The 14,135-nt window shown below is 70.9% G+C and carries 11 protein-coding genes; 4 read left to right on the top strand and 7 right to left on the bottom strand.

Translation table 11 applies throughout. From position 1 onward, the window contains the following. Positions 1 to 51: 51 nt before the first annotated feature. Complete coding sequence (locus tag D1J63_RS16910; protein ID WP_003975365.1) at positions 52 to 726, bottom strand: Crp/Fnr family transcriptional regulator; 675 nt, start codon at positions 724 to 726, stop codon at positions 52 to 54. A 369-nt stretch (positions 727 to 1,095) separates the two neighbouring features. Here D1J63_RS16910 and nth point away from each other — a divergent pair, with 369 nt between their 5' ends. From nth to D1J63_RS16890, 3 genes are all read left to right on the top strand, one after another. Then, complete coding sequence (nth, locus tag D1J63_RS16900) at positions 1,096 to 2,151, top strand: endonuclease III (RefSeq protein WP_164712862.1); 1,056 nt, start codon at positions 1,096 to 1,098, stop codon at positions 2,149 to 2,151. 127 nt (positions 2,152 to 2,278) lie between these two features. Further along, positions 2,279 to 2,968 carry a CoA pyrophosphatase gene (locus tag D1J63_RS16895; protein ID WP_164713191.1) on the top strand — a complete coding sequence of 230 codons (690 nt, stop codon included), beginning with the start codon at positions 2,279 to 2,281 and terminating at the stop codon, positions 2,966 to 2,968. Between the two features lie 45 nt (positions 2,969 to 3,013). Beyond that, the gene (locus tag D1J63_RS16890) at positions 3,014 to 4,219 is read left to right on the top strand and encodes a MarP family serine protease (RefSeq protein ID WP_102929371.1); all 1,206 of its coding nucleotides are present in this window, start codon (positions 3,014 to 3,016) and stop codon (positions 4,217 to 4,219) included. 58 nt (positions 4,220 to 4,277) lie between these two features. On the opposite strand, the gene D1J63_RS16885 is transcribed toward D1J63_RS16890, so the two are convergent. The 6 genes from D1J63_RS16885 to D1J63_RS16860 all read right to left on the bottom strand — a co-directional run bounded on the left by D1J63_RS16885 (position 4,278) and on the right by D1J63_RS16860 (position 12,570). Beyond that, positions 4,278 to 4,463, bottom strand: a complete 186-nt coding sequence (locus tag D1J63_RS16885; protein ID WP_078884646.1) for a hypothetical protein — start codon at positions 4,461 to 4,463, stop codon at positions 4,278 to 4,280. 149 nt (positions 4,464 to 4,612) lie between these two features. Beyond that, entirely contained in the window at positions 4,613 to 5,587 is a 975-nt protein-coding gene (locus D1J63_RS16880) for an alpha/beta hydrolase (RefSeq protein WP_102929372.1), read from the bottom strand. Beyond that, positions 5,584 to 6,072, bottom strand: a complete 489-nt coding sequence (locus D1J63_RS16875; RefSeq protein WP_102929373.1) for a phage holin family protein — start codon at positions 6,070 to 6,072, stop codon at positions 5,584 to 5,586. The genes D1J63_RS16880 and D1J63_RS16875 overlap by 4 nt, the downstream gene beginning before the upstream one ends. A 64-nt stretch (positions 6,073 to 6,136) precedes the next feature. Further along, positions 6,137 to 7,561, bottom strand: coding sequence for a Na+/H+ antiporter NhaA (nhaA, locus tag D1J63_RS16870; protein WP_102929387.1), 1,425 nt, complete (start codon positions 7,559 to 7,561; stop codon positions 6,137 to 6,139). A 213-nt stretch (positions 7,562 to 7,774) separates the two neighbouring features. Beyond that, positions 7,775 to 9,730 carry an acetate--CoA ligase gene (gene acs / locus D1J63_RS16865; protein WP_125629642.1) on the bottom strand — a complete coding sequence of 652 codons (1,956 nt, stop codon included), beginning with the start codon at positions 9,728 to 9,730 and terminating at the stop codon, positions 7,775 to 7,777. 305 nt (positions 9,731 to 10,035) lie between these two features. Beyond that, a complete protein-coding gene (locus D1J63_RS16860; RefSeq protein WP_125629640.1) occupies positions 10,036 to 12,570 on the bottom strand; it encodes a SulP family inorganic anion transporter in 2,535 nt (844 codons plus the stop codon). Positions 12,571 to 12,825: 255 nt separating this feature from the next. Here D1J63_RS16860 and D1J63_RS16855 point away from each other — a divergent pair, with 255 nt between their 5' ends. Then, positions 12,826 to 14,121 carry a hypothetical protein gene (locus tag D1J63_RS16855; protein WP_125629638.1) on the top strand — a complete coding sequence of 432 codons (1,296 nt, stop codon included), beginning with the start codon at positions 12,826 to 12,828 and terminating at the stop codon, positions 14,119 to 14,121. The last annotated feature ends 14 nt before the right edge of the window (positions 14,122 to 14,135 follow it).

The raw sequence follows: 14,135 nt of genomic DNA, 5'->3' as shown, positions 1-14,135 counted from the left end.
GCTCCTCCCGGGGCGTCCGGGTTCTCCCGGCCTCCCCGGGCGCTGCCGGCGTCAGCGGGAGCGCTTGGCCAGCCGCTCCACGTCCAGCAGGATCACCGCGCGGGCCTCCAGACGGAGCCAGCCGCGCTGGGCGAAGTCCGCCAGCGCCTTGTTGACCGTCTCGCGGGACGCGCCGACCAGCTGGGCCAGCTCCTCCTGCGTCAGGTCGTGCACCACGTGGATGCCCTCCTCGGACTGCACGCCGAAGCGGCGCGAGAGGTCCAGCAGGGCGCGGGCCACGCGGCCGGGAACGTCCGAGAAGACCAGGTCGGACATGGCGTCGTTGGTCTTGCGCAGGCGGCGCGCGACGGCGCGCAGCAGGGCGGTGGCGACCTCGGGGCGGACGTTCAGCCAGGGCTGGAGGTCGCCGTGGCCGAGGGCCAGCAGCTTGACCTCGGTCAGCGCCGTGCCGGTCGCCGTGCGCGGGCCCGGGTCGAAGAGCGACAGCTCGCCGATCAGCTCGCTGGGACCGACGACGGCCAGCATGTTCTCGCGCCCGTCCGGGGACGTGCGGTGGAGCTTGACCTTGCCTTCCGTGACCACGTAGAGGCGGTCTCCGGGGTCCCCCTCGTGGAACAGGGTGTCGCCGCGGGCGAGGGTCACCTCACTCATGGAGGCGCGGAGCTCCGCGGATTGCTCGTCGTCGAGCGCCGCGAAGAGCGGGTTGCGCCGCAGAACGTCGTCCACGAGTTCTCTCCTTGTCGACCGGCTCAGAGGATCTTGTTCCCCCGGTGTACCAGGGGTCCGTGGTGCCCATTTTGCCGGACAGTCCAAACAGTGTGATCTGTCACAAGGATGCCGCACCGATGTCCCGGGGTACGCGGCAGGGGTCCAATTGGGCGCCGATCTTCGAGGTCCGGGGCGGATGTCGGTGCCGGGCCGTAGGCTGGCCGGGTGTCCAAATCGCCGGTGAGAGCACAGGCTCAGGGGGATGCGAGGGTGAGTGCACGGCGTGATTCCGCTGTGGGCGAACAGGGCTCCGATGGCGGTAGGAAAACGGCAAAAGCGACGAAGAAGGCAGTGCCTGCCAAGAGGGTGACTGCGGAGAAGGGTGCCGTGAAGAAGTCCTCCGCGAGCAAGAAGACGGCCTCGGCCAAGGGGGCCGCCGCAGAGAAGACCGCCGTAGAGAAGGCCGCTGCCGAAGAGCCCGCCGGCAAGAAGACCGCTGCCAAGAAGGCTGGAGCCAAGAAGGCCACTGCCAAGAAGGCCGCAGCCAAGAAGGCGGCGCCCATGAAGCGGCAGGCGCCCGCGAAGAAGCCCGCCGTCGTTCCGAAGAAGGCCGCCGCGGCCGTCAAGGGCGTCGCCCCGGCGAAGACCGTCGCCGCGAAGCCGCCGCGCGGCGAGTCGCGCACCGCGCTGGTGCGCCGCGCCCGCCGTATCGACCGCGAGCTGGCCGAGGTCTATCCGTACGCCCACCCGGAGCTGGACTTCGAGAACCCGTTCCAGCTGGTCGTGGCCACGGTGCTGTCCGCCCAGACCACCGACCTGCGCGTCAACCAGACGACGCCCGCCCTCTTCGCCAAGTACCCCACCCCGGAGGACCTGGCAGCCGCCGTCCCCGAGGAGGTCGAGGAGATCCTGCGCCCGACCGGTTTCTTCCGGGCCAAGACCAAGTCGGTCATAGGGCTGTCCAAGGCCCTGGCGGAGGACTTCGGCGGCGAGGTCCCCGGGCGCCTCGAAGACCTCGTCAAGCTGCCCGGCGTGGGCCGCAAGACCGCCTTCGTCGTGCTCGGCAACGCGTTCGGCCGTCCCGGCATCACCGTGGACACGCACTTCCAGCGTCTGGTGCGGCGCTGGCGGTGGACCGAGGAGACCGACCCGGACAAGATCGAGGCCGCCGTCGGCGCGCTCTTTCCGAAGAGCGACTGGACCGACCTCTCCCACCACGTGATCTGGCACGGCCGCCGCATCTGCCACGCCCGCAAGCCCGCCTGCGGTGCCTGCCCCATCGCCCCGCTGTGCCCGGCGTACGGGGAGGGCGAGACGGACCCGGACAAGGCGAAGAAGCTGCTCAAGTACGAGAAGGGCGGCCTGCCGGGGCAGCGGCTGAAGCCCCCGCAGGCGTACCTGGACGCGGGCGGGAAGCCGGCGCCGCCGCTGGGGGCCGGGTGACGGAACGATCTCGGGGGCGTCTGGCGTTGGAGTCTGCAGGACGGGGGTGGAGATGACACGGGTGAGCGACACGCAGGGGCCCACGCGGGGCCACGCTCGGGACGGGGTGCTCAGCGCTCGGGACGCGATGCTCAGCAAGGAGGGCCTGCCCGGCTGGCTGGACCCGGTGGTGCGGGCGGCCGAGACGGTCCGGCCCACCCAGCTCAGCCGCTTCCTGCCGCCGGCGGACGGCGCCGGCCGCCAGTCCGCCGTCCTGATCCTCTTCGGCGACGGCAGGAGCGAGGGCCCGGACGGCGAGGAGGCCGGCCGCGGCCCCGAGCTGCTGCTCATGGAGCGGGCCGGCTCCCTGCGCTCCCACCCGGGCCAGCCCGCCTTCCCCGGCGGCGCCCTCGACCCCGAGGACGGGGATCCGCGTGGTGACGGGCCGCTGCGGGCCGCCCTGCGCGAGGCCGAGGAGGAGACCGGGCTGGACCCGTCCGGCGTCCAGCTCTTCGGTGTCCTGCCCAAGCTCTACATCCCGGTGAGCGGCTTCGTCGTCACGCCGGTGCTCGCCTGGTGGCGCGAGCCCACCCCGGTCGGTGTCGTCGATCCGGCCGAGACCGCGCGCGTCTTCAAGGTCCCCGTGGCGGATCTCACGGACCCCGCCAACCGGGTGACGACGATCCACCCCAGCGGTCACCGAGGCCCGGCATTCCTGGTCGAATCGGCGCTCGTGTGGGGCTTCACCGCCGGCATCATCGACCGGTTGCTGCACTTCGCGGGCTGGGAGCGGCCCTGGGACCGGGAGAAGCAGGTCCCGCTGGACTGGCGCGCATGACAGGGTGGCCTGCGTACCGCAGACGACAAGACGAGGCCTGAATCGGTGAACGTGCTGGACATCCTGTTGCTGCTGGCCGCCGTCTGGTTCGCGATCGTCGGCTTCCGGCAGGGCTTCGTCGTCGGCATCCTGTCGGTGATCGGCTTCCTCGGCGGCGGTCTCGTCGCCGTCTACCTGCTGCCGGTGATCTGGGACGCGTTGACGGACGACGCGGAGGTGAGCACCACCGCCGCCGTCGTCGCGATCGTCGTCGTCATCGTGTGCGCCTCGGTCGGCCAGGCCCTGACGACCCATCTGGGCAACAAGCTGCGCCGCTACATCACGTGGTCCCCGGCCCGCGCCCTGGACGCCACCGGCGGCGCCCTGGTCAACGTCGTCGCCATGCTCCTGGTCGCCTGGCTGCTCGGCTCCGCCCTGGCGCGGACCACGATGCCGACGGTCGGCAAGGAGGTGCGGCAGTCCACGGTGCTGGCTGGCATACAGGAGGTGCTGCCCGCCGGCGCGGACAACTGGTTCGACAACTTCACCTCGGTCCTCGACAAGAACGGCTTCCCGCAGGTCTTCAGCCCGTTCTCCAACGAGCCGGTCCTCGACACACCGTCACCCGACCCGGCGCTGGCGAACAGCCCGGTCGCCGTCAACGCCAAGCGCTCCATCGTCAAGGTCATGGGCACCGCCCCCGACTGCGGCAAGGTCCTCGAAGGCACCGGCTTCGTCTTCGCCGACCGCCGCGTCATGACCAACGCCCATGTCGTGGGCGGCGTCGACGAACCCACGGTGCAGATCGGGGGCGAGGGCCGCAAGTACGACGCGACGGTCGTCCTCTACGACTGGCGGCGCGACATCGCCGTACTGGACGTGCCGGAACTGGACGCGCCCGCGCTGCGGTTCACCGACGAGGACGAGGACGCCGAGCGCAACGACGGCGCGATCGTCGCGGGCTTCCCGGAGAACGGGGCGTACGACGTCCGTGCCGCCCGGGTGCGCGGGCGCATCACGGCCAACGGCCCGGACATCTACCACCGCGACACCGTCCGCCGGGACGTCTACTCCCTGTACGCGACCGTCCGTCAGGGCAACTCGGGCGGCCCGCTGCTGACCCCGGAGGGCGAGGTCTACGGCGTGGTCTTCGCCAAGTCCCTGGACGACCCCGACACCGGGTACGCGCTCACCGCGGACGAGATCCGCGACGACATCGGCAAGGGCCGCACGGCCGACCAGCAGGTGGACAGCGACAGCTGCGCGCTCTAGGCCCGCCCGTTGCGGGACCGTCTGCGTGCCGGGGCGCCGGTGCGGTGTCCCGGGTCCCTCAGGTCCGTGGGTGGCGCAGGCGTACGGACACCCAGCGGGCCCGGCGGCGCAGGATGCGCGGAATGCCCACCCGCAGCTCCGCACCCGCGAGTTGCGGGGTGCCGCCGCGTCGGTGGGTGCTGCTCACGCCGCTCGTGGAGCGGCCGTCGCGTGCTACGTCACTGTAGTCGTGCGTCCAGCCCATACCCGGACGTGTGCCCCCGCCCCAAGGTCGATAACCGCTTCCGGGGCCCCCAATTGGCCTATGCGCCGGGCAAGTGGCCGTTCATAGGACAAGCGTTCCGGTTCGGATACCGGGTGCGTCCGTTCGGTGACCGATCGCTCACGAAACGGTCACCGGTCGGGTTCGGGATCCTTCAGCCAGTTGATCAGTTCGGTGGAGAACGCGACCGGATCCTCTTCGTGCGGGAAGTGCCCGAGCCCGTCGAACAGCCGCCAGCGGTACGGCGCCTCGACGTACTGCCCCGACCCGGCGGCGCTCCGCGTCCGCATCACGGGGTCGAGGGAGCCGTGCAGGTGCAGGGTCGGCACGCGCACCGGCCGCTTCATGCGGCGGTAGAACTGGATGCCGTCCGGGCGGGCCAGGGAGCGCACCAGCCAGCGGTACGGCTCGACGGAGCAGTGCGCGGTGGAGGGGATGCACATGGCGCGGCGGTACGCCGCCACCGCCTCGTCGTCCAGCAGCCGCGGCCCGGTCCAGTCGTGGAGCAGCCGGCCCACCAGCGCGCCGTCGTCCGCGGTCAGTTGACGCTCCGGCACCCAAGGGCGCTGGAAGCCCCAGATGTACGAGCCCGCCCGGCTCTGGCGGACGTCCCCGAGCATGGCCGAGCGCCAGCGCCGGGGGTGCGGCATCGAGGACACCGCGAGCCGCCGTACGAGCTTGGGGCGCATCGCGGCGGCCGTCCAGGCCAGATAGCCGCCGAGGTCGTGACCGACCAGCGCGGCGTCCGGCTCGCCGAGGGAGCGGATCACGCCGGTGATGTCGAGGGCGAGCCCTGCCGGGTCGTAGCCGCGGGGGGTGCGGTCGCTGCCGCCGACGCCGCGCAGGTCCATGGCGACGGCACGGAAACCGGCGTCGGCGAGCGCCACCAGCTGGTGCCGCCAGGTCCACCAGAATTGCGGGAAGCCGTGCAGCAGCAGCACCAGCGGCCCGTCGCCCAGCTCGGCGATGTGGAAGCGGGCGCCGTTGGCCGCGACGTCCCGGTGGGTCACCTCGGGCCCGCCGGGGATGCCGAGGCGTACGACCGAGGTGGGGTTGGGGTGCTGCGGCGAGGGGGATTGCCCCGAAGGGGTGGTGGAGCCCGTCATGAGGACGAGCGTGCCACAGCCTCGATCGCCTCGGGGGACCGGTCCGCGGGCAGTTCCGGACGCGGGTGCGGCTTGGCGTTCTGGAGGACGCCCGCCGACTGCTTCACCGAGGAGGCGACCTTCTGCGGTCCGCGGCCCTTCTTGGCCTTCTTCGCGAAGACGATGCCGATCAGGGCCAGGAGGCCGGCGATCAGGACATTGGCGGCGAAGGACAGCAGGAAGCAGACCGCGAGGTTCCAGTGGCTCCAGGTCCGGATGCCGTAGGCCAGCGCGAAGCTCAGCATCGGCAGCGAGAACACCAGGAGCAGGCCCGCGGCGGAGAACGCGCCGCCCGCCGTCGCCCCGCGCTTGACGTCCTGCTTCAGCTGCGCCTTCGCCAGTGCGATCTCGTCGTGCACGAGCGCCGACATTTCGGTGGTCGCCGAGGCGAACAGCTGGCCGATGCTGCGTTCGGTGCCGACCGGGCTGCCGTCGGGTGCGCTCATCGCGGTCTCCCTCTTCTGCTGGCTCTTCTGAGTACGGTTCCGTCTTTTGTACCGTCTCGTCAGATCATGCCGGACGGTCGTCCTCCTCGCCTGCCCCGCCCGTCACTTCGGCAAGCCGTGCCGACTCCATCTCCTCGGCGATCCGGCGGTGCTCGGCGGCCTTCTTCTCGAGGAGGGCGGCCATGCGCAGGTGGTACGCCGGGTCGTCCTCCTCGTAGATGTCCGGGACACCGCTGAGGTCGTCGTCGCGCTCCTCCTCCGCGACCATCCCCCGGTACTTGGCGTTGCGGATCTTCAGCAGCACCGTGGCCAGCGCCGCGGCGATCAGCGAGCCGGACAGCACGGCGGCCTTGACCTCGTCGGTCATCGCGGTGTCGCCCTCGAAGGCCAGCTCGCCGATGAGCAGCGAGACGGTGAACCCGATGCCGGCCAGGGTCGCCACCGCGAACACGTCGGCCCACTCCAGGTCGTCGCTGAGCGAGGCCTTGGTGAAGCGTGAGGTCAGCCAGGTGCCGCCGAAGATGCCCAGCGTCTTGCCGACGACGAGCCCGAGCACCACGCCGAGGGTCTCCGGCTTGGTGAACACGTCGGCGAGCGCCCCGCCGGAGACGGCCACCCCCGCGCTGAACAGGGCGAACAGCGGCACGGCCAGGCCGGCCGACAGGGGGCGCACGAGGTGCTCGATGCGCTCGCCGGGGGAGTGGTCCTCGCCCTCGCGCGTGTGGCAGCGCAGCATCAGGCCCATCGCGACACCGGCGATGGTGGCGTGGATGCCGCTGTTGTACATCAGGCCCCAGATCACCAGGCCGAGCGGGACGTACACGTACCAGCCGCGTACGCCCTTGCGCAGCAGGAACCAGAAGACGACGAGGCCGACGACCGCGCCGCCCAGCGCGGCGAAGTTCAGGGTGTCGGTGAAGAAGACCGCGATGATCAGGATGGCGAACAGGTCGTCCACCACGGCGAGCGTCAGCAGGAAGGCGCGCAGGGCACTGGGCAGCGACGTCCCGATGACGGCGAGCACGGCGAGCGCGAAGGCGATGTCGGTGGCGGTCGGCACGGCCCAGCCGGACAGTGAGCCGCCGCCGGCGGTGGCGGTGACCGTGTAGACGACCGCCGGTACGGCCATGCCGCACAGCGCCGCCACCACCGGGAGCGCCGCGGCCTTGGGGTCCTTGAGGTCACCGGCGACCAGTTCGCGTTTGAGCTCGATACCGGCGACGAAGAAGAAGATCGCGAGGAGTCCGTCGGCCGCCCAGTGCGCCACCGACAGGTTGAGACCGAGGGCCCCGGGGCCGAAGTGGAAGTGGCTGACGCTCTCGTAGCTGTCGTGCAGCGCCGGTATGTTCGCCCACACCAGGGCGGCGATCGCGGCGAGCAGCAGCAGGACGCCGCCGACGGTCTCGGTGCGCAGCGCATCCGCGAGGTAGGTGCGCTCCGGAAGGGACAGCCGTCCGAAGGCCTTGCGGGGGGTGCGGGGCGCGGTCACGGGGAAGAACCTCCGGTGGGTGGGCAGCACGGAACACGTGCCGACCAGACTTCCCGGCGCACCATGAGGATCCTGAAAAGGATCTTGATGAGTCTCTTACGTTCTCCCAGCTTACCCGGGACCCGGACGTCACACAGAGCGAGGGCGCCCGGCGCGTGCGCGACGCCGGGCGCCCTCGGTGTGCGTGGCTCAGTCCCAGGTTCCGTCCTCGGCTCAGTCCTCGCTGGGCGCCGCCGGGAGCTTGGACTGGATGAGGTCCATGACCGTCGAGTCCGTCAGGGTCGTGACGTCCCCGAGCTGCCGGTTCTCCGCGACGTCGCGCAGCAGGCGGCGCATGATCTTGCCGGAGCGGGTCTTCGGCAGCTCCGCCACCGGCAGGATCCGCTTGGGCTTGGCGATCGGGCCGAGGGTGGCGCCGACGTGGTTGCGCAGCTCGGCGACCAGGTCCTCGCTCTCCGCCGCCGCGCCGCGCAGGATCACGAAGGCGACGATGGCCTGGCCGGTGGTCTCGTCCGCCGCGCCGACCACGGCCGCCTCGGCGACCGACGGGTGGGAGACGAGGGCCGACTCGACCTCGGTGGTGGAGATGTTGTGCCCGGAGACGAGCATCACGTCGTCGACCCGGCCGAGGAGCCAGATGTCGCCGTCGTCGTCCTTCTTGGCGCCGTCGCCCGCGAAGTACTTGCCCTCGAAGCGCGACCAGTAGGTGTCGATGAACCGCTGGTCGTCGCCCCAGATGGTGCGCAGCATCGACGGCCACGGCTCGGTGAGGACCAGGTATCCGCCGCCGCCGTTGGGCACCTCGTTGGCCTCGTCGTCGACGACGGTGGCCGAGATGCCGGGCAGCGGGCGCTGGGCGGAGCCGGGCTTGGCGTGGGTGACGCCCGGCAGCGGGGTGATCATCATCGAGCCGGTCTCGGTCTGCCACCAGGTGTCGACGACCGGGGTGGCGTCCGCGCCGATGTTCTTGCGGTACCAGATCCACGCCTCGGGGTTGATCGGCTCGCCGACCGAGCCGAGGACGCGCAGGGAGGACAGGTCGAACTTCGCGGGGATGTCGTCGCCCCACTTCATGAACGTCCGGATCGCGGTGGGCGCCGTGTAGAGGATCGTCACGCCGTACTTCTGCACGATCTCCCAGAAGCGGCCCTGGTGCGGGGTGTCCGGGGTGCCCTCGTACATGACCTGGGTGGCGCCGTTGGCGAGCGGGCCGTAGACGATGTACGAGTGCCCGGTGACCCAGCCGACGTCGGCGGTGCACCAGAAGACGTCGGTCTCCGGCTTCAGGTCGAAGACGGCCCAGTGCGTGTACGCCGTCTGCGTGAGGTAGCCGCCGGAGGTGTGCAGGATGCCCTTGGGCTTACCCGTCGTGCCGGACGTGTACAGGATGAACAGCGGGTGCTCGGCCTCGAACGCCTCGGGCGTGTGCTCGGCGGACTGGCTGTCGACGGTCTCGTGCCACCACTTGTCGCGGGAGTCGTCCCAGGCGACCTCCTGGCCGGTGCGGCGGACGACGAGCACGTGCTCGACGATCCCGGCGCGCTCGACGGCCTCGTCGACGGCCGGCTTCAGCGCGGACGGCTTGCCGCGCCGGTAGCCGCCGTCGGCGGTGATGACGACACGGGCGTCGGCGTCCTGGATGCGGGTGGCCAGCGCGTCCGAGGAAAAGCCGCCGAAGACGACCGAGTGCGCGGCGCCGATGCGGGCGCAGGCCAGCATCGCGATCGCGGTCTCGGGGATCATCGGCATGTAGATGGCGACCCGGTCGCCCTTCTGCACACCCAGCTCCAGCAGGGCGTTGGCGGCCCTGGAGACCTCGTCCTTGAGCTGGGCGTAGGTGATGGCGCGGCCGTCGCCGGACTCGCCCTCGAAGTGGATGGCGACGCGGTCGCCGTTGCCGGCCTCCACGTGCCGGTCGACGCAGTTGTAGGCGACGTTCAGCGTGCCGTCCTTGAACCACTTGGCGAACGGCGGGTTCGACCAGTCGAGCGTCTCGGTCGGTTCCTTCGCCCAGGTCAGCCGGCGGGCCTGCTCGGCCCAGAAGCCGAGCCTGTCAGCCTTGGCCCGTTCGTACGCCTCTGCCGTGACGTTGGCGTTCGCGGCCAGGTCGGCGGGGGGTGCGAACCTGCGTTCTTCCTTGAGCAGGTTGGCCAAGGATTCGTTGCTCACGACATCTCCCTTTCTCAGGGTTGTCCGTTGTGTCCCAGGCCACAGCTCATCAGACCCGGGGGGCCGATGACAAGGGTCGACGGGCAAATGGTTTAGACCTGTTCTGGTCGCCGTCTGCCTGCTGAGTCTCCTTCGTGGCTTCGTGGTCCGTGGTCACCCGTACCCACGGACGCCGACGGCGCGGGGTTCAGCGTGTGTAACGCCGCTCACACCGGCCCGCGCCTCGGCTCTGCCCGGACCGCCGCTCGGACGGCCGGACCGTCAGGCGGTCAGGCGGTCAGTGGGTCGGTCAGTGGGGCACTCGGTCAGGCGGTCAGGTCGGTCTCCAGCACCAGCTGGAACACGCCGCCCTTCGCGTCCTCGGACAGCAGGTACGACTGGGCCTCGCCGACGTGGAAGTACATGCCGTGCAGCTCCAGGTCCCCGGCGTCCAGCGCGCGGGCCACCGACTCGTGGGCGCGCAGGTGCTCCAACTGCTGGACCACGTTGGCCAGGCACAGCCGCTCGGCCGCGTCGGCGGGCGCGCGTCCGGCCAGCCGGGGCAGGGGCGGCCGGTCAGGGCGGTGGCCGCTCGCGTGCGCGTCCTCGTCCTCGTGCGCGTCCCCGTCCGCGTCCGCGTGCGTCTCCGCGGGGACGCGGTCCAGGCTCGGCAGTCCGTGCCGCAGCCACCGCTGGAGGGGAGTGCGCGTGTCTCCCGGCCCGGCGCCGAGCAGCGCCTGCATGGCCCCGCACCCGGAGTGCCCGCACACGGTGATGGACCGCACCTTCAGCACGTCCACGGCGTACTCGATCGCGGCGGCCACCGAGTCGTCGCCGCTCTCCTCGCCGGGCAGCGGTACGAAGTTGCCGACGTTGCGCACGACGAACAGGTCGCCGGGGCCACTGGACGTGATCATCGAGGTGACCACCCGGGAGTCCGCGCAGGTCAGGAACAGCTGGGAGGGCTGCTGTCCCTCTCGCGCCAGCCGGGCCAGCTCACGGCGCATCAGCGGTGCGGTGTTGCGATGGAACGCGCTGATGCCGCGGGCGAGTTCACGTCCGGTGGCTCTCGTGACGCGGGCGGATCCGTCGGGGGTGCCGGGTGGGCCCGGGGCGGCGGCCGGGGTGGTCGCTGTGCCGGTCGTCCTGCTTGTCCTCTTGCCGGTCGTCGGGCCGGAGGCCGCGCCGTGGGGACCGTCGGTGGTGGGCTGCCGGTCCGTGCCGGGTGGAGGTGCTGTCGAGGGGCGTTCGCACTGGTGGTTGCGCCACGGCGTCCAGGGGCGGCAGCGGCAGCCGTCCACCTCGGCCGGCTCGGAGATGCGGGTGCCGGGACGACGGCCGGTGATGTCGACGGCGCCGCCCTGGGCGGTGTGCGTCTTCTGCCAGTCCTGCAGCGTCTCGTACGCCGCGTGGTCCATGAACGACCCGTCCAGCTCCACGACCGCGTCCGCTCCGTGGGGCACCTGGTGCAGGACCCGGCTGAGCCGCGGCACGGCGAGGAACGTCAACTGGCCGCGCACATGTACGTGATGGACTCCCTCCGCGTCGTCGTGGGTGATCCGGGTGCGGGTGAGGCGGTGCAGGGCGACACCGACGGCTACGGCGATGCCCAGCGCGACGCCCTCCAGGACGCCGAGGAACACCACGCCGCAGGTGGTGACCGCGTAGACGAGCACCTCACGGTGGCGGGTCACCGTGCGAATGTGGTTCAGCGAGACCATCTTGAAGCCGACGGTCATGACCAGGGCGGCGAGCGAGGCGAGCGGGATGAGCTCCAGGGCCGGGACCAGCAGCAGTGCGGCGATCACTACGAGAACGCCGTGCAGCATCGTGGAGTTCCGGCTGACGGCGCCCGCCGCCACATTCGCGGAACTGCGCACGGCCACACCGGCGACGGGCAGCCCGCCCAGCGACCCGGAGACGACGTTGGCGGCACCCTGACCCAGTAGTTCGCGGTCGAGGTTGGAACGCTTGACGTGACCGGTCGTGGCGGGCCGGGCGGCGACCAGTTTGTCCACGGCGACGGCGCCGAGCAGGGACTGCACGCTGCACACCAGCGTGGTGGTGAGAACGGCGGCGACGAGGCCCAGCACCGGCCCGTCGGGCAGGGTGGCCAGGGCGTGGCTGCTCCAGGACGGCAGGTCGACCTTGGGCAGGAGGAGCCCGGTGAGGGCGGCGACCGCGGTGGCTCCGGCGACGGCGATCAGGGCGGCGGGCAGCTTGCCCAGCAGCTGCCCGGCCCGGCCGGGGATACGGGGCCAGAGCAGCAGCAGGGTCAGGGTCAGCACGCTCACGGCCAGGTCGGCGGGGTGGACGTTCGCCAACTGGGCGGGCAGCGCGACCAGGTTGTCCGGCACGGAGCTCTGGGGGGTGCCGCCGAGGACGATGTGCAGCTGTGCGACGGCGATGGTGACGCCGATGCCGGCGAGCATGCCGTGCACGATGGCGGGGCTCACGGCGAGCGCCGAGCGGGCCACGCGCAGGCAGCCGAGGCCGAGTTGGGCCAGTCCGGCGAGCACGGTGATGGCGCAGGTCGTACGCCAGCCGTACTGCTGGATGAGGTCGGCGGTGACCACGGTGAGTCCGGCGGCGGGGCCGCTGACCTGGAGCGGGCAGCCGCCGATCCGTCCGGCGACGATCCCGCCCACCGCGGCGGCGACGAGGCCGGCCTGGAGGGGAGCGCCGGTGGCCAGGGCGATGCCCAGGGAGAGGGGCAGGGCGATCAGGAAGACCGCGATCGCGGCCGAGACGTCGGCGCCGGCGACGCGGAAGCGCCGGCGGCCGCCGGGCGGCGGGCTGTGGGGTGGGTGGACGTGCTTGGTCCGGGCCGAATCGGCACGGGCGGGGACGCAGGCTGACATGTTCCCGACTCCTGTGTGTTCGTTCGATTACAGCGAGTAAATAGAGAGTAATTCAGAGTAAAGAAGAGGCATAGGTTTTTAGCGCGAATGGAGTAACGGCCCGCGTAGTCGAGTGAATCGAGCATTTCATCGGCTTGTCGTACTAATTCCTTCTCATTTCCGTGTCACCTTGACGGCGCTGACGGAACGGCCCGGCTCAGCACCCGACATCGCCTTGTCGGCGTTGGCCCGAGAGAAGGAAGAAGGTGGGCGGACATGGCCGCCACCCGCAGAATGGCCTCCCGCAGGATGGCCGCGCGCGCCGTGGTCGCCGCGGTCTGCGCCGCGTCGCTCGCCGGTTGCGCGATCGACGACGGCACCGGTTCCGGGGAAGGCACGCAAGGTCCGGAAAAGGAGAAGGGGAAAGCGGCGCCGGCGCCGAAGAACGCGGTCCGGCTGATCGGCGACGGTTCCACCGCGTACACCGGGGCCCAGCCGCACCTGCCCCGTCCCGAGCGCCTCAAGCCCGGCCAGAAGCCTCCGCAGTTCGTGGTGTTCTCGTGGGACGGCGCGGGTGAGGACAGCCAGAAACTGTTCTCCCACTTCCGCGAAGTGGCCAAGGAGAACAACGCCACGATGACGTTCTTCCTGAGCGGCGTCTACATGCTGCCGACCGAGAAGCGGGACCTGTACAGCCCGCCCCAGCACTCCCCGGGCCGCTCCGACATCGGCTTCAACGACGAGCAGGGCATCACCGACACCGTCAAGCAGCTGCGGCTGGCCTGGCAGGAGGGCAACGAGATCGGCACCCACTTCAACGGCCACTTCTGCGGTGCGAACGGCGGGGTCGGCGAGTGGTCCGTCGAGGAGTGGAAGGAGGAGATCAAGCAGGCCAAGCAGTTCGTGAAGACCTGGAAGACCAACACCGGGATGAAGAACGCGGCGCCGCTCCCCTTCGATTACGACAAGGAGCTGATCGGCGCCCGCACCCCGTGCCTGGAGGGCCAGAAGAACTTCGTCAAGGCCGCGAGCCAGATGGGCTTCCGCTACGACAGCAGTGGGGTGAACAACCAGGTCTGGCCGTCGAAGAAGGAAGGCCTGTGGGATCTGTCGATGCAGCTCGTGCCGTTCCCCGGCCACTCCTACGAGCAGCTGACCATGGACTACAACTACATGGTCAACCAGTCGGGCAGCGCCACCCAGGGCGACCCCGACAAGCGCGAGTTCTGGGGCGACCAGATGCGTGACAGCCTGCTCCAGGGCTTCGAGCGGGCCTACGACGGCAACCGTGCGCCCCTGATCATCGGCAACCACTTCGAGTCCTGGAACGGCGGCACCTACATGCGCGCCGTCGAAGAGGTCGTCGAGACGGTGTGCAACAAGAAGGAGGTGCGCTGCGTCTCCTTCCGGCAACTCGCGGACTGGCTCGACGCCCAGGACCCGAAGGTGCTGAAGAAGCTGCGCACCCTCGGCGTCGGGGAGGCTCCCGAGAAGGGCTGGGCGTCGTTCCTCTCCGCCGCGCCCGCGCCGGCGCCGAAGGGAGTGCCCGGGGCGCCGGCCGCCAAGCAGTAACACCGCCCGCACCC

Origin of the sequence: Streptomyces sp. KPB2, from assembly GCF_003950055.1 — a bacterium.
Lineage (GTDB): Bacteria > Actinomycetota > Actinomycetes > Streptomycetales > Streptomycetaceae > Streptomyces > Streptomyces salinarius.
Note: the sequence above shows the minus strand (reverse complement) of the source record. Positions and strands in the feature narration are given on the sequence as shown.